Origin of the sequence: Lysobacter sp. H21R4, from assembly GCF_015277535.1 — a bacterium.
Classification (GTDB): Bacteria; Pseudomonadota; Gammaproteobacteria; order Xanthomonadales; family Xanthomonadaceae; genus Novilysobacter; species Novilysobacter ciconiae.
The window spans coordinates 2,109,569-2,133,985 of sequence record NZ_CP063772.1; the positions used below are offsets into that span (position 1 = coordinate 2,109,569).

General features: G+C 69.1%; 18 protein-coding genes. 11 read left to right on the plus strand and 7 right to left on the minus strand.

The genetic code is table 11. The features are described from left to right. Positions 1–80 precede the first annotated feature (80 nt). From phoB to INQ40_RS09635, 4 genes are read left to right on the plus strand one after another with little or no spacing between them, the layout of a single operon-like run. On the plus strand, positions 81–788 hold the full coding sequence (gene phoB / locus INQ40_RS09620; protein WP_194340255.1) for a phosphate regulon transcriptional regulator PhoB: 708 nt from the start codon (positions 81–83) through the stop codon (positions 786–788). 29 nt (positions 789–817) lie between these two features. Continuing rightward, positions 818–2,188 (plus strand): phosphate regulon sensor histidine kinase PhoR, encoded by a 1,371-nt coding sequence (gene phoR / locus INQ40_RS09625; protein ID WP_194340256.1) that lies wholly within the window; start codon positions 818–820, stop codon positions 2,186–2,188. 59 nt (positions 2,189–2,247) lie between these two features. Next, on the plus strand, positions 2,248–4,356 hold the full coding sequence (gene ppk1, locus INQ40_RS09630; protein ID WP_194342509.1) for a polyphosphate kinase 1: 2,109 nt from the start codon (positions 2,248–2,250) through the stop codon (positions 4,354–4,356). 14 nt (positions 4,357–4,370) lie between these two features. Further along, complete coding sequence (locus tag INQ40_RS09635; protein ID WP_194340257.1) at positions 4,371–5,897, plus strand: Ppx/GppA phosphatase family protein; 1,527 nt, start codon at positions 4,371–4,373, stop codon at positions 5,895–5,897. Here INQ40_RS09635 and mdoH read toward each other — a convergent pair. The 3 genes from mdoH to INQ40_RS09650 all read right to left on the minus strand — a co-directional run bounded on the left by mdoH (position 5,872) and on the right by INQ40_RS09650 (position 10,260). Beyond that, positions 5,872–7,803 (minus strand): glucans biosynthesis glucosyltransferase MdoH, encoded by a 1,932-nt coding sequence (gene mdoH / locus INQ40_RS09640; RefSeq protein WP_345776548.1) that lies wholly within the window; start codon positions 7,801–7,803, stop codon positions 5,872–5,874. The genes INQ40_RS09635 and mdoH overlap by 26 nt on opposite strands. Before the next feature lie 80 nt (positions 7,804–7,883). Then, positions 7,884–9,488 (minus strand): glucan biosynthesis protein G, encoded by a 1,605-nt coding sequence (locus tag INQ40_RS09645; RefSeq protein ID WP_194340259.1) that lies wholly within the window; start codon positions 9,486–9,488, stop codon positions 7,884–7,886. A gap of 121 nt (positions 9,489–9,609) precedes the next feature. After that, positions 9,610–10,260 (minus strand): GNAT family N-acetyltransferase, encoded by a 651-nt coding sequence (locus INQ40_RS09650; protein WP_194340260.1) that lies wholly within the window; start codon positions 10,258–10,260, stop codon positions 9,610–9,612. 182 nt (positions 10,261–10,442) lie between these two features. On the opposite strand from INQ40_RS09650, the gene rlmJ reads away from it, so the two are divergent. After that, positions 10,443–11,300, plus strand: coding sequence for a 23S rRNA (adenine(2030)-N(6))-methyltransferase RlmJ (gene rlmJ / locus INQ40_RS09655; protein WP_194340261.1), 858 nt, complete (start codon positions 10,443–10,445; stop codon positions 11,298–11,300). 36 nt (positions 11,301–11,336) lie between these two features. On the opposite strand, the gene INQ40_RS09660 is transcribed toward rlmJ, so the two are convergent. Then, entirely contained in the window at positions 11,337–12,257 is a 921-nt protein-coding gene (locus INQ40_RS09660) for a cation diffusion facilitator family transporter (RefSeq protein WP_193984089.1), read from the minus strand. A gap of 141 nt (positions 12,258–12,398) precedes the next feature. Between INQ40_RS09660 and INQ40_RS09665 the strand changes: the two genes are divergently transcribed. From INQ40_RS09665 to INQ40_RS09675, 3 genes are all read left to right on the plus strand, one after another. Next, entirely contained in the window at positions 12,399–12,950 is a 552-nt protein-coding gene (locus INQ40_RS09665) for a GNAT family N-acetyltransferase (RefSeq protein WP_193984091.1), read from the plus strand. A gap of 49 nt (positions 12,951–12,999) precedes the next feature. Then, a complete protein-coding gene (gene mfd, locus INQ40_RS09670; RefSeq protein WP_194340262.1) occupies positions 13,000–16,539 on the plus strand; it encodes a transcription-repair coupling factor in 3,540 nt (1,179 codons plus the stop codon). Between the two features lie 149 nt (positions 16,540–16,688). Then, a complete protein-coding gene (locus INQ40_RS09675; protein ID WP_194340263.1) occupies positions 16,689–17,141 on the plus strand; it encodes a hypothetical protein in 453 nt (150 codons plus the stop codon). Positions 17,142–17,203: 62 nt separating this feature from the next. On the opposite strand, the gene INQ40_RS09680 is transcribed toward INQ40_RS09675, so the two are convergent. Next, positions 17,204–18,541 carry a formimidoylglutamate deiminase gene (locus tag INQ40_RS09680; RefSeq protein WP_194340264.1) on the minus strand — a complete coding sequence of 446 codons (1,338 nt, stop codon included), beginning with the start codon at positions 18,539–18,541 and terminating at the stop codon, positions 17,204–17,206. 88 nt (positions 18,542–18,629) lie between these two features. On the opposite strand from INQ40_RS09680, the gene hutI reads away from it, so the two are divergent. Then, positions 18,630–19,922 carry an imidazolonepropionase gene (hutI, locus tag INQ40_RS09685; protein WP_194340265.1) on the plus strand — a complete coding sequence of 431 codons (1,293 nt, stop codon included), beginning with the start codon at positions 18,630–18,632 and terminating at the stop codon, positions 19,920–19,922. A 78-nt stretch (positions 19,923–20,000) separates the two neighbouring features. Next, complete coding sequence (locus INQ40_RS09690; RefSeq protein WP_194340266.1) at positions 20,001–21,212, plus strand: dipeptidase; 1,212 nt, start codon at positions 20,001–20,003, stop codon at positions 21,210–21,212. 93 nt (positions 21,213–21,305) lie between these two features. Here INQ40_RS09690 and INQ40_RS09695 read toward each other — a convergent pair whose 3' ends face one another. Further along, positions 21,306–21,497 carry a 30S ribosomal protein THX gene (locus tag INQ40_RS09695; protein ID WP_193984103.1) on the minus strand — a complete coding sequence of 64 codons (192 nt, stop codon included), beginning with the start codon at positions 21,495–21,497 and terminating at the stop codon, positions 21,306–21,308. Positions 21,498–21,632: 135 nt separating this feature from the next. Then, a complete protein-coding gene (locus INQ40_RS09700; RefSeq protein WP_193984105.1) occupies positions 21,633–22,040 on the minus strand; it encodes a MerC domain-containing protein in 408 nt (135 codons plus the stop codon). A 98-nt stretch (positions 22,041–22,138) separates the two neighbouring features. Between INQ40_RS09700 and INQ40_RS09705 the strand changes: the two genes are divergently transcribed. Beyond that, complete coding sequence (locus tag INQ40_RS09705) at positions 22,139–24,415, plus strand: TonB-dependent receptor (RefSeq protein WP_228481984.1); 2,277 nt, start codon at positions 22,139–22,141, stop codon at positions 24,413–24,415. Positions 24,416–24,417 lie beyond the last annotated feature (2 nt).

Genomic DNA, 24,417 nt, shown 5'->3' on the forward strand with positions numbered 1-24,417 from the left:
CGTGGTGTACTGCTCGGATCGGGGCTGCCGGATCGATCGCGGCGATTCCCGCCCTACCTCCCGAGGCATTCGAGCTTTCCTTGCAAAAACGCATCCTGATTGTCGAAGACGAGCCCGCGATCCGCGACATGGTCGCCTTCGCCGTATCGCGCGGCGACTACGAGCCGGTGACGGCCTGCGACGCACAGGCGGCGGAGCTCGCCATTGCCGACCGCGTGCCGGACCTGATCCTGCTGGACTGGATGCTGCCCGGCACCAGCGGCATCGAACTGGCCCGGCGCTGGCGTCGGCACGCGCTGACCCGCGACATCCCGATCATCATGCTCACCGCGCGCGGCGAGGAGGACGACCGGGTGGGCGGCCTGGAGGCGGGTGTCGACGACTACGTGGTCAAGCCGTTCTCCACCCGCGAGTTGCTGGCGCGGATCCGCGCGGTGCTGCGCCGCGCGCGCGGGGACGACGAAGACGGCAGCATCCGGATCGGTGCCCTGCGCATGGATGGCACTGCCCACCGGGTGTTCGCCGGTGATCCGGGCAATGAGCAAGCGGTCCCGATCGGACCGGCCGAGTATCGCCTGCTGCATTTCTTCATGACCCACGCCGACCGTGTGTACTCCCGCCCCCAGCTGCTGGACCACGTCTGGGGCGGCAGCGTTTACGTGGAGGAGCGGACCGTGGACGTGCATGTGCGCCGGGTGCGCCGGGCGCTGGAGCCGTTCGCGCTCGACGGCATGATCCAGACCGTGCGCGGCGTGGGCTACCGCTTCTCCGCCGCCCCCACCACCTGAGCCGCGCGGGACCTGTTGGATACTGGGCCATGACTCCCGACGCCCGCAACGCCTGGCTGCGCACCCTTGGCCTGACCGTCGCCGGTCTGGCGATCAGCGGGGTGCTCGGCATGGCGACCGGACACTTCTGGCCCGTGCTGGCGCTGGCAGCTCTGGCGATGCTGGGCTGGCAACACTGGCAACTGGGCCGTGTACTCCACCGGCTCGGCGCGCGCCGCTGGCCCCGGCTTGCCGGCAAGCGGGGGGCCTGGGACGAACTGGACCGCCTGCACGATCGCGACCAGCGCGAGCGCCGACTGCGCAAGCGGCGTCTGCTGGAGATGCTGCGGGCCTACCGGGCGGCGGCGGCCGCGTTGCCCGATGCGGTGGTGGTGGTGGAGCGCAACAGCCAGCGGATCCGCTGGTTCAACCAGGCGGGGGCCAAGCTGCTCGGACTGCATTATCCGGCCGATGTCGGCGCGCCACTGGTCCCACGCCTGCACCCTTTGCCCATGGCGCAATGGCTCGCCAGCGGCCGCCACGCCGACACCATCGAGGTCGCCTCACCGGTCAGCCCGGCCGTCCGCCTGAGCCTGCGCCTGATCCCGTACTCGGAAAACCTGTGGCTGCTGGTGGCACGCGACGTCACCCGACTGCTCCAGCTGGAGCAGATGCGTCGGGACTTCGTGGCCAACGTCTCCCACGAACTGCGCACGCCACTGACGGTGATCCACGGCTACCTGGACATGATTGATCCAGACGAACACCGCGCCCTGGCCCCGATGCTGGGCGAGATGCAACGCCAGTCGCAACGCATGGCCCGGCTGGTCGAGGACCTGCTGGCGCTGTCGCGGCTGGAGTCCGCGGACGGTGCGCCGGTCGAAGAGCGGGTGCCGATGGCGCCCCTGCTCGACACGCTGCGCCGCGAAGGTCTCGCGCTCGGCCAGGGCAGGCACAGGATCGTGGTGGAAAACACGGCAGGCGTGGATCTATGGGGATCGGCCGCCGAGTTGCACAGCGCCTTCTCCAACCTGGTCGGCAATGCGGTGCGGCATACGCCCGAGCGCGGCCAGGTGCTGATCCGGTTCCGGCGTGAGGATGGCCGCCAGGACGGGCCGGCCGGAGAAGCGGGCGGGGTCGTACTGGAAGTCATCGACAGCGGCATGGGCATCGCCGCCGAGCACCTGCCTAGGCTCACCGAGCGCTTCTACCGGGTGTCCAACAGCCGCTCACGCACCAGTGGCGGGACCGGACTCGGTCTGGCGATCGTCAAGCACGTGCTGCAGCGGCACCATGCGCGCCTCGAGGTGCGCAGCCGGGTCGGGGATGGCAGCATGTTCTCCTGTCACTTCACGGCTGCGCGGGTCCGTCCACCTGATCCCGGCGCCAGTCACCCTGCTTCCAGCGAGGCCACGCAATGAACGCCCCCCAACGGCCGTCCTCACCCTCGGCGCCGCCGTTGCAGGTCGAGCTGGAGCAGATGCTGCCCGACGATACGCCGCTGGACCTCGGCCTCTACAGCGACACCGCCGCCGATGGCCCACTGCACGATCCGTCGCTGTACTTCAACCGCGAGCTGTCGCAGCTGGCGTTCAACGTGCGGGTGCTGGCCCAGGCGCAGGACCCGGAGGTGCCATTGCTGGAGCGGCTCAAATTCCTCTGCATCAGCTGCACCAACCTGGACGAGTTTTTCGAGATCCGCGCCGGTGCCGTCCAGCACGCCCTGGACGTGGGCGGCCCGCTGGCGCCCGATGGGCTGGCGCCGTCCGCACTGCTGAGCCGCATCCACGACGAGGCCGCCGCCCTGGTCGAGGCGCAGTACGAATGCTGGAACAGCGTGCTGCGACCGGCGATGGCCGAGGCCGGCGTGCGCGTGCTGGCCCGCGGCAGCTGGAGCAAGCGCCAGACCCGCTGGCTGCGCGCGTATTTCCGCGACGAGATCATGCCGGTGCTGTCGCCGCTGGGGCTGGATCCCGCGCACCCGTTCCCGAAGATCCTCAACAAGTCGCTCAACATCGTCGTCGTGTTGAAGGGGCGCGACGCGTTCGGCCGCAGCGGCGGGCTGGCGATCGTGCGGGCGCCGCGGTCGCTGTCGCGCATCATCCAGGTGCCGCAGCGCGTCAGCGGCGGCGCCAGCGATTTCGTGTTCCTGTCCGCGGTGCTGTCGAGCTTCGTGGACGAGCTGTTCCCGGGGATGGAGGTCCAGGGCGCCTACCAGTTCCGGGTGACCCGCAACTCGGAGCTGTTCGTCGATGAGGAGGAGGTCGACAACATCGCCCTGGCGCTGCGCGACGAGCTGGCCGGCCGCGGCTACCTGCGCGCGGTCCGCCTGGAGATCGCCGACGCGTGCCCGGAACCGATCGTCAACCTGTTGCTGGAGAAGTTCGCCCTCGCCGCGGAGGCGGTGTACCGCATCAAGGGCCCGGTCAACCTCAACCGGGTGATCCAGGTGTACGACCTGGTCGATCGCCCGGACCTGAAGTTCCCACCGTTCCAGCCGCGGGCGCTGCCCGGGATGGACCGGATGTTTCAGACGATTGCCGCCGGCGACGTGTTGCTGCACCACCCCTTCGATGCCTTCACTCCGGTACTGGAGCTGCTGCGCCAGGCGGCCGAGGATCCGGCCGTGCTGGCGATCAAGCAGACGCTGTACCGGTCGGGCAAGGATTCGGCGATCGTCGCTGCGCTGATCAACGCCGCGCGCAACGGCAAGGACGTCACCGCGGTGGTCGAACTGCGCGCGCGCTTCGACGAGGAGGCCAACCTGGGTTTCGCCGACCGCATGCAGGAGGCCGGGGTGCAGGTCGTCTACGGCGTGGTGGGCTACAAGACCCACGCCAAGATGATGCTGGTGGTGCGCCGCGAGGGGCGCAAGCTGCGCCGCTACGTGCACATGGGCACCGGCAACTACCATGCCGGCACCGCGCGCCTGTACACCGACCTGGGGCTGATGACGGCCCATCCGGAGATCGGCAACGACGTCCACCTGATCTTCCAGCAACTGTCCGGCCTGGCGCCGTCGATGACGCTCAAGCGCCTGCTGCAATCGCCGTTCACCCTGCACGCGGGGATGCTGCAGCGGATCGACCGCGAGCGCGCCCACGCCGAGGCCGGACGCCCGGCCCGGATCGTGGCGCGGATGAACGCGCTCAACGAGCCGCAGGTGATCCGCGCGCTCTACCGGGCGTCGCAGGCGGGCGTCGAGATCGACCTGATCGTCCGTGGTGCCTGCTCCCTGCGCCCGGGCGTACCTGGTGTAAGCGAGAACATCCGCGTGCGCTCCATCGTCGGCCGCTTCCTCGAGCACGGCCGCGCCTACTGGTTCGCCAACGACGGCGCACCGGAGCTGTTCTGCGCGAGTGCCGACTGGCTGGAGCGCAACCTGCTGCGCCGGGTCGAGACCTGCTTCCCGATCCTGGACCCCGCGGTCGCCAGGCGCGTTTTCGACGAGGCGCTCGAGAACTACCTGGACGACAACCTCAACGCCTGGCAACTGCAGCCCGGCGGCGAATACCGCCTGGTTGAACGCGCGGACGACGCCCTGCCCCATTCGGCCCAGGCGTCGTTATTGGCCAAACTGTGCGGATGATCGAAACTGCCCCGATGACCGACCTCCACCCCACCCCGCTGCCGTTGCAGGAGGGCGAAATGCTGGCCGCCATCGACTTGGGGTCCAACAGCTTCCACATGGTGGTGGCGCAGTACCTGCTCGGTCAGCTGCGGGTGGTGGACCGGCTGCGCGAGACGGTGCGCCTGGCCGACGGGCTGGATGCCCGCGGCGGCCTGTCGGCGGAGGCGCGCCAGCGTGCCTACGCGTGCCTGGCGCGGTTTGGCCAGCGCATCCGCGACATCCCGCCGCAACGGGTGCGGGCGATCGCCACCAATACCGTGCGCAAGCTGGCGTCCCCGCAGGCCTTCCTGATGCCGGCCGAAAGCGCGCTCGGCCATGCCATCGAAGTCGTCGCCGGCCGCGAGGAAGCTCGCCTGATCTATCTGGGCGTCGCCCACACCCAGCCAGCCAAGCGTGGACGGCTGCGGCTGGTGCTGGACATCGGCGGTGGATCGACCGAATGCATCATCGGCAGCGGCCTGGACACCATCGAGCGCGAGAGTGTCCAGCTGGGCTGCGTGGCGACCACCCGCAAGTATTTCAGCGACGGCAAACTCAGCCGCAAACGCTGGAATGCCGCGCTGACCGATGTCGCCACCTCGTTCCAGCCCTTTGCCGCGCGCTACCGCGAGCTGGGCTGGGACGATGCCATCGGCACCTCGGGCACCAACAAGGCGATCGGCGATGTCTGCGCGGCGATGAAGCTGACCAAGGGTTCCGTCCTCGCCGACGCACTGCCACCGGTGCGCGACCAACTGCTGCGCGCGCGCAGCATCGACACCATCGACCTGCCCAGCCTGCCCGAGGACCGGCGGCCGGTGATCGCCGGCGGGCTGCTGGTGCTGGAGGCGGCCTTCCACGCATTGGCGCTTGAGCGCATGGCGGTCAGCAAGGCGGCGCTGCGCGAAGGTGTGCTCTACGACATGCTCGAGCGCGGCGGCGATGACGACCCCCGCGACAGCTCCGTGCTGGCGTTGATGAAGCGCTACGGGATCGACACGCTGCAGGCCGGCCGGGTGGAGGCAACCGCGCTGCGCCTGTTCGACCAGGTGGCCGGAGCGTGGCAGCTGGAGATCGACGACCGCCTGATGCTGAGCCGCGCGGCCCGGCTGCACGAACTCGGCCTGACCATCGCCCACAGCCGGTACCACGTGCACGGGGCCTACGTGGTCGAGCACACCGACATCGCGGGCTTTTCGCGCCAGCAGCAGCAATTCCTCGCCGCGGTGATCCGCAGCCAGCGGCGCAAGATCCCCAAGCACGTCTTCGACGCCCTGCCCGACCGCCTGCTGCCGGCGGCGCGGCACACCGCCGCGTTGCTGCGCCTGGCGGTGCTGATCCATCGCGCGCACGAGGCGGACCCGATCCCGCGGCTGGACGCCCAGGTCGACGGTGATCGACTCACGCTGACGCTCGACGAGCGCTGGTTCGATGCGCGCCCGCTGTTGAAGGCCGACCTTGACGACGAGCCGGCCAAGATCGCGCCGCTGGGAATCAGCCTGCGGTTGCAGACGCGATAACGCCGGCGCCCCCCGCCTCGTGGCCGGACTCGGCCACCGGTTGCGTCAGCCCGCCGCGCAGGCCCTGCACCCGGGTCAGGATCGGCGGTGGCGAGACTTCCTCGGGGGTGAGGAAGATGCCCGAGCGACGCAGCCGTCTGCCCGCTTCGGGGTCTGCGGTGAGCGCCACCATCGGCATCGACAGCATCAGGCCCAGCAACACCGGCGACATCCACAGCATCAGCGAGGGCGATACCGCGAAGCTCCATGCCGCTCCCACGACGCCGCATACGGTGACGCCGCCGTAGCGTTGCCACAGCTCGGCGCGGGTCAGCGTGCCGTCATCGCGGCGCTGGCTTTCCCAGCCCGAGTCGCGGCCGGCGAGCACCTCGATCACCCCGCGCGACTGCACGTACATCGTGACGGGAGCCATAAGGGTCGTCAGCAGCGTCTCGACCAGCACGCCGGCGGTCAGGCGCAGCGCGCCGCCACAGCTTCGGCGTGCCCACGGATCGGTCAGGGCAAGGATGAAGCCCAGCAACTTCGGCCCCAGCAGCAGCGACATGGTGAGCATGAACACCCAGAAGAAGCGCTCCATGCCCTTGGGCCCGGTCCAGTCGGCCGCCGAGCCGATGCCCGGGAACACCAGCGAGTCCCACTGCAGGCCGGAGCTGGCCATCGTCATCACCAGCCCGATCAGCATCAGGGCGCCCCAAAGCGGCGCGGTGATGTAATGGCCGATGCCGGTCAGCAGGTGCCAACGGCTCACCCAGTGCAGACCCTTGGCCGGAATCACGCCGCCGTGCTGCAGGTTGCCCTGGCACCATCGCCGGTCGCGCACCAGCATGTCGGTCAGCGACGGCGGGCCTTCCTCGTAACTGCCGCCCAGCGCGGGCACCAGGTGCACCTCCCAGCCGCCGCGGCGCAGCAGTGCGGCCTCGACGAAATCGTGGCTGAGGATGCTGCCGCCGGACGGTCGCGAACCCGGCAACTCCGGCAGGCCCGCGCAGGAAGCGAATGCCGCGGTGCGGATGATCGCGTTGTGGCCCCAGTAGTTGCCTTCGGTTCCGTGCCACCACGCGTTGCCGTGGGCCAGCACCGGACCGTACACGCGGCCGGCGAACTGCTGCATTCGGCCGAAGATCGTGCTGCCGTTCACCACCACCGGCAGGGTCTGGATGAGGCCGACTTCCGGGTGCCGCTCCATGGCCACGGCCAGGCGGTTGATGGCCTTGCCGGTCATCAGGCTGTCGGCATCCAGGATCAGCATCTGCGGGTAGGCCGCGCCGAAGCGGCGCACCCATTCGGCGATGTTGCCGGCCTTGCGGTCGATGTTCTGCGGGCGATGCCGGTAGTAGAGGCGCACCTGGCCGCCGAGCGTGTCACGCAGGCGGTGGAAGGCGGCCAGCTCGCGCTGCTGCACCTCGGACCGGGTGGTGTCGCTGAGCACGAAGAAGTCGTAGGCGTCTTCGCGGCGGGTTTTGAGCACCGATTCGCAGATCGACTGCAGTCCGGCCATCAGCCGCTCGGGATCCTCGTTGTAGGTCGGCATCAGCAACGCGGTCCGGGTGGTCAATGCGGGCAACGGACCGGCATCGATCACGCCCAACCGGTCGCGCCGGCGGTAGCCGTTGACGATCAATGCAAAGCCGGCGAGCGCGCTCATGAAACCCTGCGCGACCCAGACGAACAACGCCGCGAACAACACCAGGCTGAGCCACTCCAGCGCGCTGTGACCGCCCCCGCGCATCGCCCACCACAGCTGGTAGGTGGCCAGCAGGGTCAGGCCGGCGGTTCCGCCAAGCACGATCAGCCGGCGCCAGACGATGTCCGGCGGCGACCCGGCCAGGCGCGCGGCGGCAGGCGCGGCGTCTTCGAACGACTGCACGGGCATTGCCAGCGCGGCCTCGGGCGGCATCATGGCCATGTCCAGCGAGCTCACCGGGGCTTCGGCGGGCGCGGTCCGGGTGGCGCCTGTGTTCGGCTCAGTCAAGGAGTGCATCGTGCTCAGGCGGTCCATCGGTACAACCACGTTTCAGAAAGGGGGGTTCCGTCCGCGCCCAGCAAGCGCGCGCGCAGCTCGATGACCGGGTCGCTCCCGGGATCAAGCTCGAAAGCGATGCGCCAGGTGCCAGCCACTGCCCCCGGCTGGGCGACGACGTTGGCAACGCGGCCTGCGCTGGCGTCCACTTCGGCGTGCGGCGCTGGCGCAGCCGCAGCCGCAGCCGCAGCCGCAGCATCCTGAAGGCCGCCGCCCGCCACATCAATGACGAACCGACGCGCGCCAGCGCCGGCAGCAGCTGTCGGCAGCCGCCCCGCCGACACCACGGCGCCCACCCGGGTGGCCTCGACGCGGGCCAACAAGGGGTTCCAGGGGTGCCGGTCGCACCAGTGCAGGCGGTAGTCGAAGCGATGTTCGCGGGCGGCGACCAGCGGTTTCCGAGGACGCCAGAAGGCGACGATGTTGTCGTGGTACTCGTCAGCGGTGGGGAGCTCGAACAGGTGCACGGCGCCGTCGCCCCAATCGCCCTGCGGCTCCACCCACGCGCTGGGGCGCAGATCGTAGCGCGCCTCGCTGTCACCGTAGTCGTTGAATGCGCGCTTGCGCTGCATCAGGCCGAACCCGCGCGGCTGGCGATCCAGGAACAGGCTCTCCTGCACCGAGGCGGGGTTGCGCAGCGGTCGCCACAGCTGCTCGCCGGCACCGTTCAACAGGGCCAGGCCATCGGAGTCGTGCACCGCCGCCCGGTAGTCGTCGATCCCCACGCGGTCGCCGGCGTCGAACTGGAACATGCTGGTCAGCGGCGCGATGCCGGCCCGGGCCAGGTCCACCCGCGGGTACAGCCGCATGCTCACGTCGAACACCGTGTCTGCGCCCGGATCGATGACGAAGGTGAAGGCGGCCGCAGCGCTCGGACTGTCCATCAAGGCGTGGACGCGGATCTGCGCGGCACCCGGCGCCGGGCGTTCCAGCCAGAACGCCTTGAAGACCGGGAATTCCTCGCCGGCCGGATCGGCGGTCCCCAACGCCAGCCCGCGCGCGGACAGACCGTAGCGTTGGCCGCGCCCGACGGCACGGAAATAGCTCGCGCCAAGGAACGCGCACACCTCATCGAAGTAGTCGGGCCGGTTGATCGGCGCATGCAGGCGGAAACCGGCGAAGCCCAGATCGGCGTCGTCGGGCTTCGCCGCGGCCCCGAAGGAGAACAGATCCGGGCTGTAGGCCACGGGCCGGGCGATGCCGTCGACCACCTCGTAAATTTCCACGCGTTGCGCGTGGAGGAAGCCGCGATGGAAGAACTGGGCCTGGAAGGGCCAATCCTCTGCGCGCCACAGGGAATGTGACGGGTCAAAGCGGATGTCGCGGTACTGGTCGTAACCGATGCCGCGCAGCGCCTCGGGCAATGCACTGCTGGCCGGCTGGAAAGGCTGCGCCGCCAGCTCCCGCGCCAGGGCGGGAACGGTCTCGGCACCGAAAGGCGTGCCGACCCTAAGCGCAGCCGCCTGCGCGCCGGCGTCCAGGAGGAACGACAGGGGCGATGCCGACGCCGGACGCGCCAGGGCGGCCAGCGGCAGAGACAAACCCGCGATCAGCAGTTCACGACGGTCCACACGGATACCGGAAACGGGAAAAGCGCCCAGCCTAGGCGCTCCCCCATTAATATTCGGCAACTGCGCGCGGTAAAGCGGTCGGCCGCTCTGTCACCAAGTCCGGGGCAACGGCATGGGCGGACTAGCAGCCGCGCTCCAGCGGGCGGGCCCATGCGACCTGTCGTGCTGGAGGGAACGCCGCGGTTTCCGGTCCTGCCTTCAGCGGGAGCGTCAGCGCGTCATTGCGCACGTAACCGCGTCGGCGCCAGAACGCCTCGTTGCTGCGCCAGAACGGCGGGCGTCGTGGATCGTCCTGATCGCGCTCGACGGCCATGAACATGGTCGACTCGAAGCCGCCCAGCGAATGGGCGTGGTTCTCGCGCTCGCTGAAGAAGCGATGGCCCAGACCGCGACCGCGATAGCCCGGCAGCAGCACCGAGCCTGCCAGCAAGAACACCGGCGCAGTGGCGCGCCCGGCGGCCTCGAAGGCGTCGCGGACGACTCCCTCCTCGTCTTCCAGCGGCAGCCCCAGGGCCGCGCCCACCAACTGCCCCTGGTCCATGACCAGCACTGCGATGCCGCGCCAGGACTTGGCCCATCCCTCGAGACGTGCCCGCTCGGCCCGCGCATCGCCATCGTGCAGGTCCGGCCACGCCTGCAGCACGTTCGCCCGCAACCGCGCGACGTCATCCAGGACAGCAGCGACCTCGGTGCCCGTCCTGCAGCTGACCGTCAGAGCGCGCTGGCTGGGATGGCCCTCATGCCGGGACTGGACTTCGGTGAGCGGATTCATGCCTGGCATGCGATCGTCCTCGCGGTATCGGCGATGGGTCATCCGCCGGACTGTAGCGCACGAAAGTGTGCGCGCCGTAAAGCCGCAGGCGTGACGGCCGTCGCATCGGCCGGCCGGCTGCAATTTGCGGAGCTGGACTCACCGGCCCGCCTGTAGGCGCGCCACCGCGATACCCTGTGCGGATGAACTATCGCCACGCCTTCCATGCCGGCAACCACGCCGACGTTTTCAAGCACATCACCACCCTGGCCGTTTGCGATGCGCTGCTCGCCAAGCCTTCGCCGCTGTTTGCCCTGGATACCCACGGCGGGCGCGGCCTGTATGCGCTGGACAGCAACTCCGCCCAGCGCACAGGTGAGGCCGAGGCCGGCATTGGCCGCCTGATTGCCGAAGCCCCGCGGCATCCGGCGATCAACCGTTACCTGGCCGCGGTGAAGGCCTGCCGCGCGCAGCATGGTCCGACCAGTTACCCGGGCTCGCCGTGGCTGCTCGCCCACGCGCTGCGCGAGGAAGACCGCATCGCGGTGTGCGAACTGCTGCCCGAGGAAGCCGCGCAACTGAAGGCCAACTTTGCCGGCGATCCGCGCGTCGCCACCCACACCCGCGACGGCTACGAGGCGATGAAAGCCCTGCTGCCGCCGCGCCTGGGCGAGTTGCGCTACAACCGCGGGCTGGTGCTGATCGATCCGCCCTACGAGGCACAGCTGCTGGAGTTCGACACCATCATCGCCGCCCTGCGCGACGCCCTGGTCCGCTGGCCGAACGCCTGCTACGCGGTCTGGTATCCGATCAAGCTGCGGCGGTCGCTGAACCAGTTCTTCCGCCGCGCCGCGACGCTGCCGGTGAAGTCATCGCTGCTGGCCGAGCTGATGGTCCACCCGGACGACTCGCCGCTGCGCATGAACGGCAGCGGCATGCTGCTGCTCAATCCGCCATGGCAGTTCGACACCACGATGCGCGAGGCGCTGCCGCTGCTGCAGAAGGCGCTGGCCGGAAGCGACGGGTCCTGGCGCGTGGAGTGGCTGAAGCAGGCCGACTGAGCCCGGCCGCTCGCCCCCCGGGCTGGGCACCCGCGCTTATACGCCGGCGCGCACGTCCGGCTCGAAGAAACTCCAGCGCACTTCCGGAAACGCCTGTTTCATGGCCAGTTCGATCGCGTTGATCTGATCGACCAGCAGCGGCACGTCCTTTTCCTCGCGCATATGCGCCTGCACCGAAACCATCGCCTCGTTGCCCAGCTGCATGGTGATCAGGCTGATCACTCGGATGATTTCCGGTCGGCCGTCGAGGAACTGGCGGATCTGCCGCTGCCGGTCCGGGTCCACGCTCTGGCCGATCAGCATGGCCTTGATCTCGATCGCGACCAGGACCGCCACCACGATCAGCAGGGCGCCAATGCCCAGCGTGCCGATCGCATCCCACACCGGGTTGCCGGTGATGATCGTTGCCAGCACCGCAAGCAGGGCGAACGCCAGTCCGACCAGCGCGGCCAGGTCCTCGCCGAAGATCACCACCAGCTCGGCCTGACGGCTTTCCCGGAACCAGCGCCACAGGCTGCGGTGGCCGCGCGACTTGTCGACCTCCTGCAGGCAGGTCCGCAGCGAAATACCTTCGGCGATGAGCGCAAATACGAGCACCGCCACCGCCCACCACAGGCTGCTGCCGGGCTCGGTTTCGCCCGCGCGCAGCTTGTGCACGCCTTCGTACAGCGAAAACATCCCGCCCACGGTGAACAGCATCACCGCGACCAGGAACGACCAGAAGTACACTTCGCGCCCGTGGCCCAGCGGATACTCCGGCGACGCCGGCTGGCGGGCCTGCTTCATCCCCAGCAGCAATAGCAGCTGGTTGCCGCAATCGGCCAGCGAGTGGATGGTCTCGGCCAGCATCGCGCTGGAGCCGGTGAAGAACGCCGCCGCACCCTTGGCCACGGCAATGGCGAAGTTGGCAGACAGGGCGTACAGGATCGCGCGGGTCGAATCTCCACTTCCGGACATGGCGTCTTTCCGCTTGAAGGATCGCGAGTCTAGCATCGGCAAATGTATGCGCAGCGTGCCTTTGCGCTCCTCACCGACGCTGCCGGGCCGGCAATCAGTGGATGAATACGGCCTTTACATGCCGTGTGCCACCATCTGCGCATGAGTACCCGTGAACGACTCCCGCCTTGGCACGAACGCCAGCGCCTGCCCAACGGGCGGGAGCTGCTGATCCGCCCCATCCGTCCCGAGGATGCGGAGCCACTGCGTGCCGGTTTCTCGTTGTTGCAGCCCAACGAGATCCGCCAGCGGTTCCTGCACTCCATGAAGGAGCTCTCGCAGGAATCGGTGGAGCGCTTCACCCGGATCCAGCCGAAGACTGAGTTCGCCCTGGTGGCCGCCGAGCCGCTGCCGCCCGGGGAAGCGTTGGTCGGCGCCGTCGCGCGCATCTCGATCGACCCCAACGGGCGCGATGCGGAGTTCGCCATCCTGGTCAGCCACTTCATCGCCGGCATGGGCCTGGGGCGCTATCTGATGACGCGACTGGTGAAATGGGCGCGCGGCAAACAGCTCGAGCGTGTCTATGGCGACGTGTTCGAGCACAACCTGCCGATGCTCTCGCTGGCCGATTCGCTGGGCTTCGTGCGCGAGTGGCAGCAGGACGGCCTCGTTCGGGTCACCCTGCAACTGACCCCGACGGACGAAGCGGCCTGACGCCCGACCCCGGACGGCTCCTGGTGCCATCGGCTAAAATGGCCGGCTGATGCCTGCCTCCCCCTCCCCCACTCCGCCGCTGCCGAAAGCGGGCCATCTGCGTGCCTGGTGGCGCGCGCCGGCGTCGCTCTCGGCCCTCGCTTTCCACATCGCCCGCGCTGCCGCCACCCATCCGGGGCCGCTGCTGGCGATCGTGCGCGACAACCAGTCCGCGCAGCAGTTGGAGGCGGATCTGCATACCCTGCTGGGTGCCAATGCGTCGCCGGGCGATCCCGAGCCGCCCGCCACCGACGCGGCATCACTGCCGGTGCTTCACTTTCCCGACTGGGAAACGCTGCCCTACGACCACTTCAGCCCGCATCCGGAAATCATCAGCCAGCGCCTGGCCACGTTGAACCGCTTGCCGCGATTACAGCGCGGGATTGTCGTCGTGCCGGTGCAGACCCTGCTGCAGCGACTGGCGCCGCTGCGCCACGTGGTCGGCGGCAGTTTCGATGTCACCGTCGGCCAGCGCCTGGACCTGGATGCCGAGCAGCGACGTTTGCAATCAGCCGGCTACCACCACGTGCCGCAGGTGCTCGACCCGGGTGACTTCGCCGTGCGCGGCGGCCTGCTGGACGTGTACCCGATGGGGGCCTCGCAGCCGTTCCGCGTGGAGCTGCTGGACGACCAGATCGACACCATCCGCGGCTTTGACCCGGAGACCCAGCGCTCCGAGGACAAGATCGATGCGGTCAAACTCCTGCCCGGGCGCGAACTGCCCCTGGACGAGGCATCACTGAAGCGCGCGCTGGACGCGCTGCGCGAGCGCTTTGATCTGGATACCCGCCGCAGCGGCTTGTACCAGGACCTCAAGGCCGGCACGGCGCCGTCGGGGATCGAGTACTACCTGCCCCTGTTCTTCGACCAGACCGCCACGCTGTTCGATTACCTCGATGAGGCGACGCTGCCGCTGCTCGGCGAAGGCGTCAACGAGGCGGCGGACGCGTTCTGGCGCCAGACCGGCGAGCGCTATGAGCAGCGCCGGCACGATCTGGAGCGACCGCTGCTGCCGCCGGACGCCCTCTACCTGTCGCCGGATGCGCTGCGCGAACGGCTCAACCAGGGCGCCCGCATCGAGGTCTGCGGCGAATCGCATCCGCAGGGTGCGCGTGCCGAAGTGCTGGCCAGCCAGCCGGCGCCCGCGCTGCCGATCAGTGCGCGCGACCAGGTTCCCGCCGGCGAGCTGAAGTCCTTCCTCGGCCATTATCCGGGCCGGGTCCTGATCGCCGCCGATTCGGCCGGCCGCCGCGAGGCGTTGCTGGAGATCCTCCGCGCTGCCGAGCTGGAGCCGGAGGTGCTGCCGGACTTCCAGGCCTTTCTGGGCAGCAACCGGATCACCACCAAGGCGCCGGCAGACAGTGCGGACGACACCCGCTTCGCCATCGCCGTGGCCCCGCTGGAAGACGGTTTCGCCCTGACCGCGCCCGCACTGGCGGTGCTGACCGAGCGCCAGCTGTTCCCCGAACGGGCGACCCAGCCGCGTCGTCCGCGTCGCGCCGGACGTGAGCCCGAAGCGATCGTCCGCGACCTGGGCGAGCTGTCCGAAGGCGCGCCGATCGTCCACGAGGACCACGGCGTAGGCCGCTACCGCGGGCTGGTGACGCTGGAGGCCGGTGGCGAGAAAAACGAATACCTGGAGATCGAGTACGCCAAGGGCGACCGCCTGTACGTGCCGGTCGGCCAGCTGCACCTGATCAACCGCTACTCGGGCGCGTCGGTGGAAACCGCGCCGCTGCACTCGCTGGGCGGGGAGCAATGGAGCAAGGCCAAGCGCAAGGCGCAGGAAAAGGTCCGCGATGTGGCCGCCGAGCTGCTGGAGATCCAGGCTCGGCGCCGGGCCCGTGCCGGACTGGCGGTCGACCTGGACCGGGCGATGTACGAGCCGTTCGCGGCCGCGTTCCCGTTCGAGGAGACCCCCGACCAGCACGCCGCGATCGAGGCGGTGTTGCGCGACCTGCAATCCAGCCAGCCGATGGATCGGGTGGTCTGCGGCGACGTCGGCTTCGGCAAGACCGAGGTCGCCGTGCGCGCCGCGTTCGCCACGGCCGCGGCCGGCAAGCAGGTCGCGGTGCTGGTGCCGACGACGCTGCTGGCCGAGCAGCACTACCGCAACTTCAGCGACCGCTTCGCCGACTGGCCATTGAAGGTGGAGGTGTTGTCGCGCTTCAAGACGCCCAAGCAGATCAAGGCGGAACTGGAAAAGACGGCCGAGGGCGGGATCGACGTCATCATCGGCACCCACCGGCTGCTCCAAAAGGATGTGCGCTTCAAGGATCTGGGCCTGGTCATCGTCGATGAGGAGCAGCGCTTCGGTGTGCGCCAGAAGGAGGCGCTGAAGGCCCTGCGCGCTAACGTCCACCTGCTGACCCTGACCGCCACGCCGATTCCGCGCACCCTCAACATGGCGATGGCGGGCCTGCGTGACCTGTCGATCATCGCCACCGCGCCGGCGCACCGGATGGCGGTGCAGACCTTCGTGGTGCCGTGGGACGACAGCCAGCTGCGCGAGGCGTTCCAGCGCGAGATCTCCCGCGGCGGCCAGGCCTACTTCCTGCACAACGACGTGGAAAGCATCGGCCGCATGCAGCGCGAGCTGGAAGCGCTGGTGCCGGAGGCGCGCATCGGTATCGCCCACGGCCAGATGCCCGAGCGCGAGCTGGAGCGGGTGATGCTGGACTTCCAGAAGCAGCGCTTCAACGTGCTGCTGTGCTCGACCATCATCGAGTCGGGCATCGACATCCCCAACGCCAACACCATCATCATCAACCGCGCCGACAAGTTCGGCCTCGCCCAGCTGCACCAGCTGCGCGGGCGCGTCGGTCGCTCGCACCACCGCGCCTATGCCTATCTGGTGGTGCCGGACACGCGCTCGATCAGCGCCGATGCGAAGAAGCGGCTGGACGCGATCGCGGCGATGGACGAACTGGGCGCCGGTTTCACCCTGGCCACCCACGACCTGGAGATCCGCGGCGCCGGCGAGCTGCTGGGCGAGGACCAGAGCGGGCAGATGGCCGAGGTCGGCTTCAGCCTCTACACCGAGCTGCTGGAGCGCGCCGTGCGCAGCATCCGCCAGGGCAAGCTGCCCGACCTGGACGCCACCGAAGAGCGCGGCGCGGAGATCGAGCTGCATGTTCCGGCGCTGATCCCGGAGGACTACCTGCCCGACGTGCACACCCGCCTGACGCTGTACAAGCGGATTTCCGGCGCCCGCGACGCGCACGATCTGCGCGAGCTGCAGGTGGAGATGATCGACCGCTTTGGCCTGCTGCCTGATCCGGCCAAACACCTGTTCGCCATCGCCGAACTGAAGCTGCAGGCCACCGAACTGGGCGTGCGCAAACTGGACATCGGTCCCACCAGCGGCCGGCTGCAGTTCGTCGAGAAGCCCAAGGTCGACCCGATGGCGGTGATCCGCATGATCCAGGGCCAGCCCAACCTGTACCGGATGGACGGCCCCGACAAGCTGCGCCTCAGCCTGGAACTGCCCGAGCCCGCGGCGCGCATTGCTGCCGCGCGCGCTCTGCTGATCTCGCTGACCCCGTCGTGATTGGCACGGCGGGCGATCCACGCCAGTAGCCGAAGCAATTCCGCCGGCGATTGTCAATCCCCACGGCGTGCTTTAAGGTCGGTTCAGCAGTGCGGGGTGATGCACTGCGCGTTCGGTGCGGAGCGTTTCCGCAACCAGGGGGAATACCAATGAACAAGACGGCACTCTTATTGCCGCTGTTGCTGATCGCCGGTGGCGCCCACGCACAGCAGGCCAACGCCTGCCCGCAGTTGGACGCCAGTACCGGCCTGGCCTGGGAGTACCGCGGCAGCAACGGCGCGGATTTCTGCCGCGCGCTGCGCGCCGACGGGTCCGAAGCGTTCGGCATGTACATCAGCAAGAAGCCGACCTTCTCGCCGCAGCGCAGCAACCGGGTGGAAAACGGCAGCATCGGCGGCCGTGAGGTCCAGTGGTACCGGGCCGAACTGGCCGGGCAGCCGGGGATCGAGGCACGCGAGACGCTGCTCAAACTCGACGACGGTCGCAGCGCGCACGTATGGATGCAGGCGCCCTCGCAGGACCAGCTGCAGCAGTCTTTCGAGCTGACCCGAGACATCGATTTCTCGACCCGCCGTACCGCCAAGGCGATTGCCGGCCAGTAGCCGCAGTTCGGGTTGGCGCTACGTCTGCCCGGGGGCCTCCGGCCTGGGCGGGCTGGTTCGGGCTATCGCTCGCGCGCGAGCAGCCCGGCGACGGCTTGGCGGTAGCGCGCCGCGATCGCGTCGGCGTCCACGTGCCGGCCGCCATCGACGACGCAGCGACCGTCCACCCAGGCCTGCCGCACCAGCGGGCGGTTGCCGCTGAATATCCAGCGATCCACCGCGTCCGCGTCGGTGGCGCCGGCAAACTGCGGCGCCTCGCCGTCCAGAACCAGCACGTCCGCGTGGGATGGATCGAGCCGGTGGCCGGTGGAATCGGATGCACTGGCCACCACGCCGCGCAGCAAGGTCTCGCCGACACTGGGCGAGTCCACGCTGACCGCGATGTTGCGTCGGCGGGTGACCAGGCGCTGGCCGTATTCGAGCCAGCGCAGCTCCTCCACCGGCGAAACGGACGAATTGGAGTCCGAGCCGACGCCCCAGCGGCCGCCGGCGTCCAGATAGTCGCGCAGCCGGAACAGGCCATCGCCGAGGTTGGCTTCCGTGGTCGGGCAGATCGCCACCGTGGCGCCGGATTTGGCCACGCCGGCAAGTTCGGCGTCGTCCAGGTGGGTGGCGTGGACCAGCGTCCAGCGCTCGTCGACCTCCGCGTTGTCCAGCAACCACTGCACCGGCCGTGATCCGCGCAGCTGCAGGCATTCCTCGACCTCGGGTAGCTGCTCGGCGATATGGATATGGATCCGGCTGTCCGTGGGCAGCGCCGCAAGCACTTCGCGCATCGCCGCTTCCGGTACCGCGCGAAGGCTGTGCAGCGCGCAGCCGATGCGCAGGCGCCCGCTCTGTTTTGCCCGCAACGTGTCCAGCAGCCGCAGATAGGCGTCCACGCTGTGGCCAAAGCGCTGCTGGCGCGGTTCCAGCGGGCGGCCGTCGAATCCGCCGGTCATGTACAGCACCGGCAACAGGGTCATGCGGATGCCAACGTCGGCCGCGGCTTCCACCAGCGCCGTGGACATCGCCGCGGGGTGCGCCCATGGCTTGCCGCCGGGGCCGTGATGCAGGTAGTGGAACTCGCACACGGTGGTGTAGCCGGCTTCCAGCATCTCGGCATACAACTGCGCGGCGACGGCGTAGAGCGATTCGGGGGTGAACCGGTCGGCGAAGCGGTACATCGTTTCGCGCCAGGTCCAGAAAGAATCGGCCGGGTCGGTCTGCGCCTCGGCCATCCCCGCCATCGCGCGCTGGAAGGCGTGCGAATGCAGGTTCGCGATGCCCGGCACCACGCGCTGCGGCGAGCTCGACACGTGGCGTCGCGCGGTTTCGCCCGCACGGGATCCAGTCTGCGGCAGCGGTCCATCGCGCCAACCCTCGGGGTGCCAGATCCTGGCCGTCGCATTGCTGTTCATCGCCTGATTGTCGCCCGCTGCGGCGGCGCTGGCGACCCGCCCCGGCGACCGGTCTGGCAGGCAAGGGCGTGTTCTCTACAATGACCGGATGACGATTTCCACTGAAACCAACGACCTCCGCGCCGCGAAGCCGGCCGCCAGCGACGCCCCGGGCGCCGCCAACGAACGCTGGGACGGCCTGATCCTGGGTGCGTCGCTGGCGACGCTCGACTGCGCCGACGGTTACGGCGAGGTCCGCAACGCCGCGCTCGGCTGGCGCGACGGACTGATCACCTACGTCGGTCCGCGCGATGGCCTGCCACGCGCGCCCGAAGCGCTGGCGCACGATGTCATCACCACCGACGGCTGGATCACCCCGGGCCTGGTCGACTGCCACACCCATCTGGTGTTTGCCGGCGATCGCGCGCGCGAGTTCGAGTTGCGCCTGCAGGGCGCCAGCTACGAGGAAATCGCCCGCGCCGGCGGGGGCATCCTGTCCACGGTGGAAGCGGTGCGCGCCTGCGATGAAGACGAGCTGCTGCGGCAGTCGCTGCCCCGCGCGCGCGCCCTGCTCGCCGACGGCGCGACCACGCTGGAGATCAAGTCCGGCTATGGGCTGGACTTCGAAGGCGAGCGCCGGATGCTGCGCGTGGCGCGCCGGATCGGGGAGGAACTGGGCATCGGCGTGCGCACCACCTACCTGGCCGCGCACGCGCTGCCCGCCGAGTACAGGGAGCAGGCCGACGCCTACATCGAGGAAGTGGTCCAGTGGCTGCCCAGGCTGCACGCCGAGGGGCTGGTGGATGCGGTGGATGCGTTCTGCGAGGGCATCGGTTTCACGCCGGCGCAGACGCGCCGCGTGTTCCAGGCCGCGCGCGCGCTGGATCTGCCCGTCAAGCTGCACGCTGACCAGCTCAGCGACTTGAGTGGCGCGGCGCTGGTGGCCGAATTCGGCGGTCTGTCAGCCGACCATGTCGAGCACACCAGCGAGGAGAGCGTGCGCGCGATGGCCGCCGCCGGCGTGGTCGCCGTCCTGCTGCCTGGCGCGTTTCATGTCTTGCGGGAAACCCGGCTGCCGCCGCTGGCCTCGTTCCGGGAACACGGCGTGGCCATGGCGATCGCGACCGACTGCAACCCCGGCACCTCGCCGTTGCTGTCGCTGCGCCAGGCGATCCAACTGGCCTGCACCCACTTCCGCCTCACGCCGCAGGAGGGCCTTCGCGGGGCGACCGTCAACGCTGCGCGCGCGCTGGGGCTGGACGATCGCGGCGCGCTGCGGGTGGGCATGCGTGCCGACTTCGTGCGCTGGAAGATCCGCCATCCGGCCGAACTGGGCTACTGGCTGGGCGGTGACCTCGCCGGCGGCGTCTGGATCGGTGGCCAACGCGTGCATCACCGGTAACGCCGAGCCGCCCGATTACGGCACTATCGAGCTCTCGTTACCCCCGCCGCACAGACCTGCGGACCCACTGGAGAGATCATGCATCGCACCCTGCCCGTCCTGCTGCTCGCACTCGTTCCCGCCCTCGGTTTCGCCCAGTCGACCTCGCAGCCGAGCGCCACCGACGCCGCCCGCGCGCTGGCCCAGGATGCGGTGATCGTGGACACCCACATCGACGCGCCCGGCATGCTGACCGATCGCTGGATGGACCTGGGTAGCGATGCGCCAGGGCGCGAGTTCGACTATCCCAAGGCCCGCGCCGGCGGTCTGGACGTGGGTTTCATGTCGATCTACACCTCGGCCAAGCAGGACGAGGACGGCGTCGCCTGGCAGGCCGCCAACGAGATGATCGACTCGGTCGAGGCGCTGGTCCAGCGCCATCCCGACCGGTTTGCGCTGCTGCACTCGCCCGGCGACGTCGAGCGTCTGCGCCAGGGCGCGCGCGTGCTGCTGCCGTTGGGCATGGAAAACGGCGCGCCCATCGGCGACGACCTGGCCAACCTGCAGTTCTTCTTCGATCGCGGCGTGCGCTACATCACCCTGGCCCACAGCGCGGCCAACCGGATCGCCGACTCCTCCTACGCCATCGATCGCAAATGGAACGGCCTGAGTCCGTTCGGGCGGCAGGTCGTGGCCGAGATGAACCGGCTGGGGATCATGGTCGACGTCTCCCACGTCTCCGATGAAGCCGCCCGCCAGGCCATTGAACTGAGCACGGTGCCGGTGATCGCCAGCCACTCCGCGTTCCGCCATTTCACCCCGGACTTCGAGCGCAACATCAGCGATGAGCTGGCCAAGGCCATTGCCGCCAAGGGCGGCGTGGTCCAGATTCCCTTCGGCACGGCGTTCGTCGATCCCCAGGGTGCGGCCGACACGCAGGCCCACTTCCGCGCCATCAACGACTTCAACCAGCGCAACGCCGAGCTGCGGGCGGCCGGCAAGCCGGAGCTCGACCGGGAGACGTTCAACCGCGAATGGTCGCAGGCGCACCCCGCGCCCCAGACGCCGATCGAGGCCGTGCTGGACCAGATCGACTATGCGGTGCAGCTGATCGGGATCGACCACGTGGGCATCGGCTCGGACTTTGACGGCGTCGATGGCGAGTTGGCCGATGGTCTGCGCACGGTCGCCGACTTCCCCAACCTGATCAGCGGGCTGCAGGCCCGTGGCCACAGCGATGCGGACATCCGCAAGATCCTCGGCGGCAACCTGTTGCGGACCTGGGCCGCGATCGAGGCCGGTGCCCGCTAGCGCAACCGGTTTCACGAGCACCTGAAACAATCGGCCCAAAAGGAAAGCCCCGCATTCGCGGGGCCTCTGCTCACAACGGCATGGCGCCGGTGTTTATTCCTTGGCGACGGTCTTCTTGGCGACGACCTTCTTGGTCGTTGCCTTGCTCGCGGCCTTGCTGGCGGAAGTCTTCTTCGCTACCGGCGCGCTGGCGGTGCCGGCGGCCTTGGATACGGCCGAGCGGGAGTTGCCGTAGCTGGAGTTGAAGCGCTTGCCCTTGGCGGTCTTGCGGTCGCCTTTGCCCATGATTTTGCTCCCGGTTGGGTGTTGATACGATTGAAAAACCCGCACCTCAGGCGTGATCACCGGCGCATGCTGCCGGCGCCACGCGTGGCGCGGGAACCGCCAAATCTTAACATGGGCGTCCGCCCGGCCGTCTGCCTAGTGGTGGCAGCAGGCGTCGTGCACGTGTCCGTGGTTCAGCCGCAGATTGATCACATGCGCCACGCCCACCAGCGTGCCGCCAAACGTCATGGCAACGGCGTGCGGTACAACGCTGGCGTGCAGCGGGTGGTACAGCACCGCCGCCCAGAGCACACCCAGGCCCGTCAACAACAGCCACAGCGCCCGCGCGACACCGTGCCTCCGGTAGCCCTGGACGAGGCTGAATACGCCCAGCAAAGTGGCAAACAGCACGAACGCCTGCTCGAACCGCTCGCTGCCCAGGCTCATCAACCCGACCGCCGGAAGCAACGCGATGGCGACAGGAAGCAGCGCGCAGTGCACCGCGCAGATGATGGAACCCGATGCGCCAAGGCGGTCGAGCAAACGCTGGTTACGCGGGGACATCAGGACACCTTCGATGGATGCATGACTTGTGGGGACTTGCCGACAGATTGGAATAATATAACATTCCGATCCCGTGCCGCTACTTTTGCAGGATGTCCGTGTCCCCCGCTTTCCAGAAGTCTCCGTTTTCGTTGCAGCCCAATCTTCTCGCCCGTGCATTGCTGTCAGCGCTGCTGGTCACGCCAGCGGCGTTTGCCGCCGGCGTCGATTCGGCATCCATGCAGGCGCACGATCCGGACTATGAGCCGGTCGACCTGAGCGCGGTCCAGGTGCGGGCATCCATCCTGCCCGGCACGGTCGAGGACCTGGCCCGCCCGGTGGAGGTCCTCGCCGGTGAACGGCTGGACGCGGCCAAGGCCAGCTCGCTGGGGGAGACGGTCAATAAGCTGCCCGGCGTGCAGTCGTCCTATTTCGGTCCCGGCGTCGGCCGCCCGATCGTGCGCGGCTTTGACGGCGCGCGGGTCCAGGTGCTCAGCGACGGGCTGGGTTCGGGCGATGTGTCCACGGTCAGCGCCGACCACGCGGTCAGCATCGAGCCCTTCCTGGCCAACCAGATCGAGGTACTGAAGGGACCGTCCACCCTGCTCTACGGCAGCGGCGCCATCGGTGGCGCGGTGAACGTGATCGACGGGCGCATCCCCGAGGCGGCCACCGACGAGCCGCTGCAAGGCCGGGCGGAACTGCGGGCCGGCACGGTCAACGACGAGAAGACCGGCATGCTGCGGCTGGACGGCACCTCCGCCTCGGGCCATTTGGTGTTCCACTTCGATGCGTTGCACCGGGAGACCGGCGATTACGCCATCCCCGGGTTTGCCGAGAGCGCCCGCCAGCTGGCCGCCGAGGGCGAGACTCCCGATCCCGCCACCTCAGGAACGCTGGCCAACAGCGCCCTGCGCACCGACAGTGGCGCGCTGGGGCTGTCCTGGGTCGGCGAGCGCGGCTTCGCGGGCGTGGGCTACTCGCTGTTCAACACCCGCTACGGCGTGCCGGGCCATTCCCACGACGATGGTGACGGTCATGGCCACGACGCGGGCGATGGCCACGACCATGGCGATGACGCCCATGGGGATGACACCCACGGGGATGACGCCGTGCACATCCTGATGGACCAGCGTCGCACCGAAGTGCGCGCCGGCTTGGACGAACTGGGCGTGTTCGAGACCCTGCGGATCAAATTCGCCGACACCCGCTACACCCACACCGAGTTCGAGGGTGAGGCGATCGGCACGGTGTTCGACAACAGCAGCAAGGAAGCGCGGCTGGAACTGGTCCACCAGCCCTGGGCCGGCTGGCGCGGCGCGTTCGGCGTGCAATGGGCGCACCGGAAGTTCGACGCCGTCGGCGCGGAAGCGTTCGTGCCGGGCACCGAAGGCAACGACACCGGCCTGTTCTGGATCGGCGAGCGCCGCAGCGGCGACTTCAAGTTCGAACTGGGCGCGCGGCATGACCGCAACACCATCGATGCGGTGCCGCAGCCGCTCGCGCCGCTGCGGGCCAGCTCGCGAAAGTTCGAAGCGCTGAGCGGGTCCGCGGCGGTGCAGTGGGAGCTCAGCGACCGGTTCCACGCCTCCCTCGGGCTGGACCGCTCCCAGCGGGTACCGACCGCCGAGGAGCTGTTTTCCAACGGCCTGCATGTCGCCACCGGAACCGTGGAGGTCGGCGACGAGACCCTCGGCGTGGAAACCGCGAACCGGCTCGAGCTGGGACTGCGCTGGCACGGTGAGCGCATCGATCTGGGCGCGGCGGTGTACGGCATCCGTTATGCGGACTTCATCTACCAGGCCAGCCCGACGTCGCTGGACGACCCCGGCAGTGCGCTGTTGGACGGTGGCGTGCCGGTGCGCCTGTGGAACCAGGCCGATGCCCGCTTCCACGGCATGGAGGCGGACGCCACCATCGCGCTGGTCGACAATGACCGTGGCGCGTGGGACCTGCGGGTGTTCGGGGATATCGTGCGCGGCAGGCTCGCGTCCGGTGGCCGAGAGCGCGACGTGGACGTGGAGGTTTTCCACGGCGGGCACGTGCACCGGCACGCGGCGCGGATCAGCGAGCAAGGCAACCTGCCGCGCCTGGCGCCGGCGCGGCTGGGCAGTGAGCTGTCCTGGAGCAACGGCACGTGGCGCGCGTCGCTGGGCGCGGTGCGCTACCTGAAGCAGGACCGGGTCGCGACCAACGAAACGACAACGCCCGGCTACACGCTCGTCGACGCCCACCTGGCCTGGCACCGCGACACCCCGTCGGGCAACGCCTGGGAGGTGTTCGTCGACGGCAGCAACCTGCTCGACCAGGAAGCCCGCCCACACACCTCGTTCCTGAAGGACCTGGCGCCGCTGCCGGGGCGCGGCATCGCTTTCGGGGTGCGCGCGTTCTTCTGAGC

What these genes read in the sequence shown, in the direction of transcription:
- phoR (WP_194340256.1), top strand. Translation starts at nt 818, where the DNA reads ATGACTCCCGACGCCCGCAACGCCTGGCTGCGCACCCTTGGCCTGACC.
- ppk1 (WP_194342509.1), top strand. Translation starts at nt 2,248, where the DNA reads ATGCTGCCCGACGATACGCCGCTGGACCTCGGCCTCTACAGCGACACC.
- INQ40_RS09635 (WP_194340257.1), top strand. Translation starts at nt 4,371, where the DNA reads ATGACCGACCTCCACCCCACCCCGCTGCCGTTGCAGGAGGGCGAAATG.
- mdoH (WP_345776548.1), bottom strand. Translation starts at nt 7,803, where the DNA reads ATGGCCATGATGCCGCCCGAGGCCGCGCTGGCAATGCCCGTGCAGTCG.
- INQ40_RS09650 (WP_194340260.1), bottom strand. Translation starts at nt 10,260, where the DNA reads ATGAATCCGCTCACCGAAGTCCAGTCCCGGCATGAGGGCCATCCCAGC.
- rlmJ (WP_194340261.1), top strand. Translation starts at nt 10,443, where the DNA reads ATGAACTATCGCCACGCCTTCCATGCCGGCAACCACGCCGACGTTTTC.
- INQ40_RS09660 (WP_193984089.1), bottom strand. Translation starts at nt 12,257, where the DNA reads ATGTCCGGAAGTGGAGATTCGACCCGCGCGATCCTGTACGCCCTGTCT.
- INQ40_RS09665 (WP_193984091.1), top strand. Translation starts at nt 12,399, where the DNA reads ATGAGTACCCGTGAACGACTCCCGCCTTGGCACGAACGCCAGCGCCTG.
- mfd (WP_194340262.1), top strand. Translation starts at nt 13,000, where the DNA reads ATGCCTGCCTCCCCCTCCCCCACTCCGCCGCTGCCGAAAGCGGGCCAT.
- INQ40_RS09675 (WP_194340263.1), top strand. Translation starts at nt 16,689, where the DNA reads ATGAACAAGACGGCACTCTTATTGCCGCTGTTGCTGATCGCCGGTGGC.
- INQ40_RS09680 (WP_194340264.1), bottom strand. Translation starts at nt 18,541, where the DNA reads ATGAACAGCAATGCGACGGCCAGGATCTGGCACCCCGAGGGTTGGCGC.
- hutI (WP_194340265.1), top strand. Translation starts at nt 18,630, where the DNA reads ATGACGATTTCCACTGAAACCAACGACCTCCGCGCCGCGAAGCCGGCC.
- INQ40_RS09690 (WP_194340266.1), top strand. Translation starts at nt 20,001, where the DNA reads ATGCATCGCACCCTGCCCGTCCTGCTGCTCGCACTCGTTCCCGCCCTC.
- INQ40_RS09695 (WP_193984103.1), bottom strand. Translation starts at nt 21,497, where the DNA reads ATGGGCAAAGGCGACCGCAAGACCGCCAAGGGCAAGCGCTTCAACTCC.
- INQ40_RS09700 (WP_193984105.1), bottom strand. Translation starts at nt 22,040, where the DNA reads ATGTCCCCGCGTAACCAGCGTTTGCTCGACCGCCTTGGCGCATCGGGT.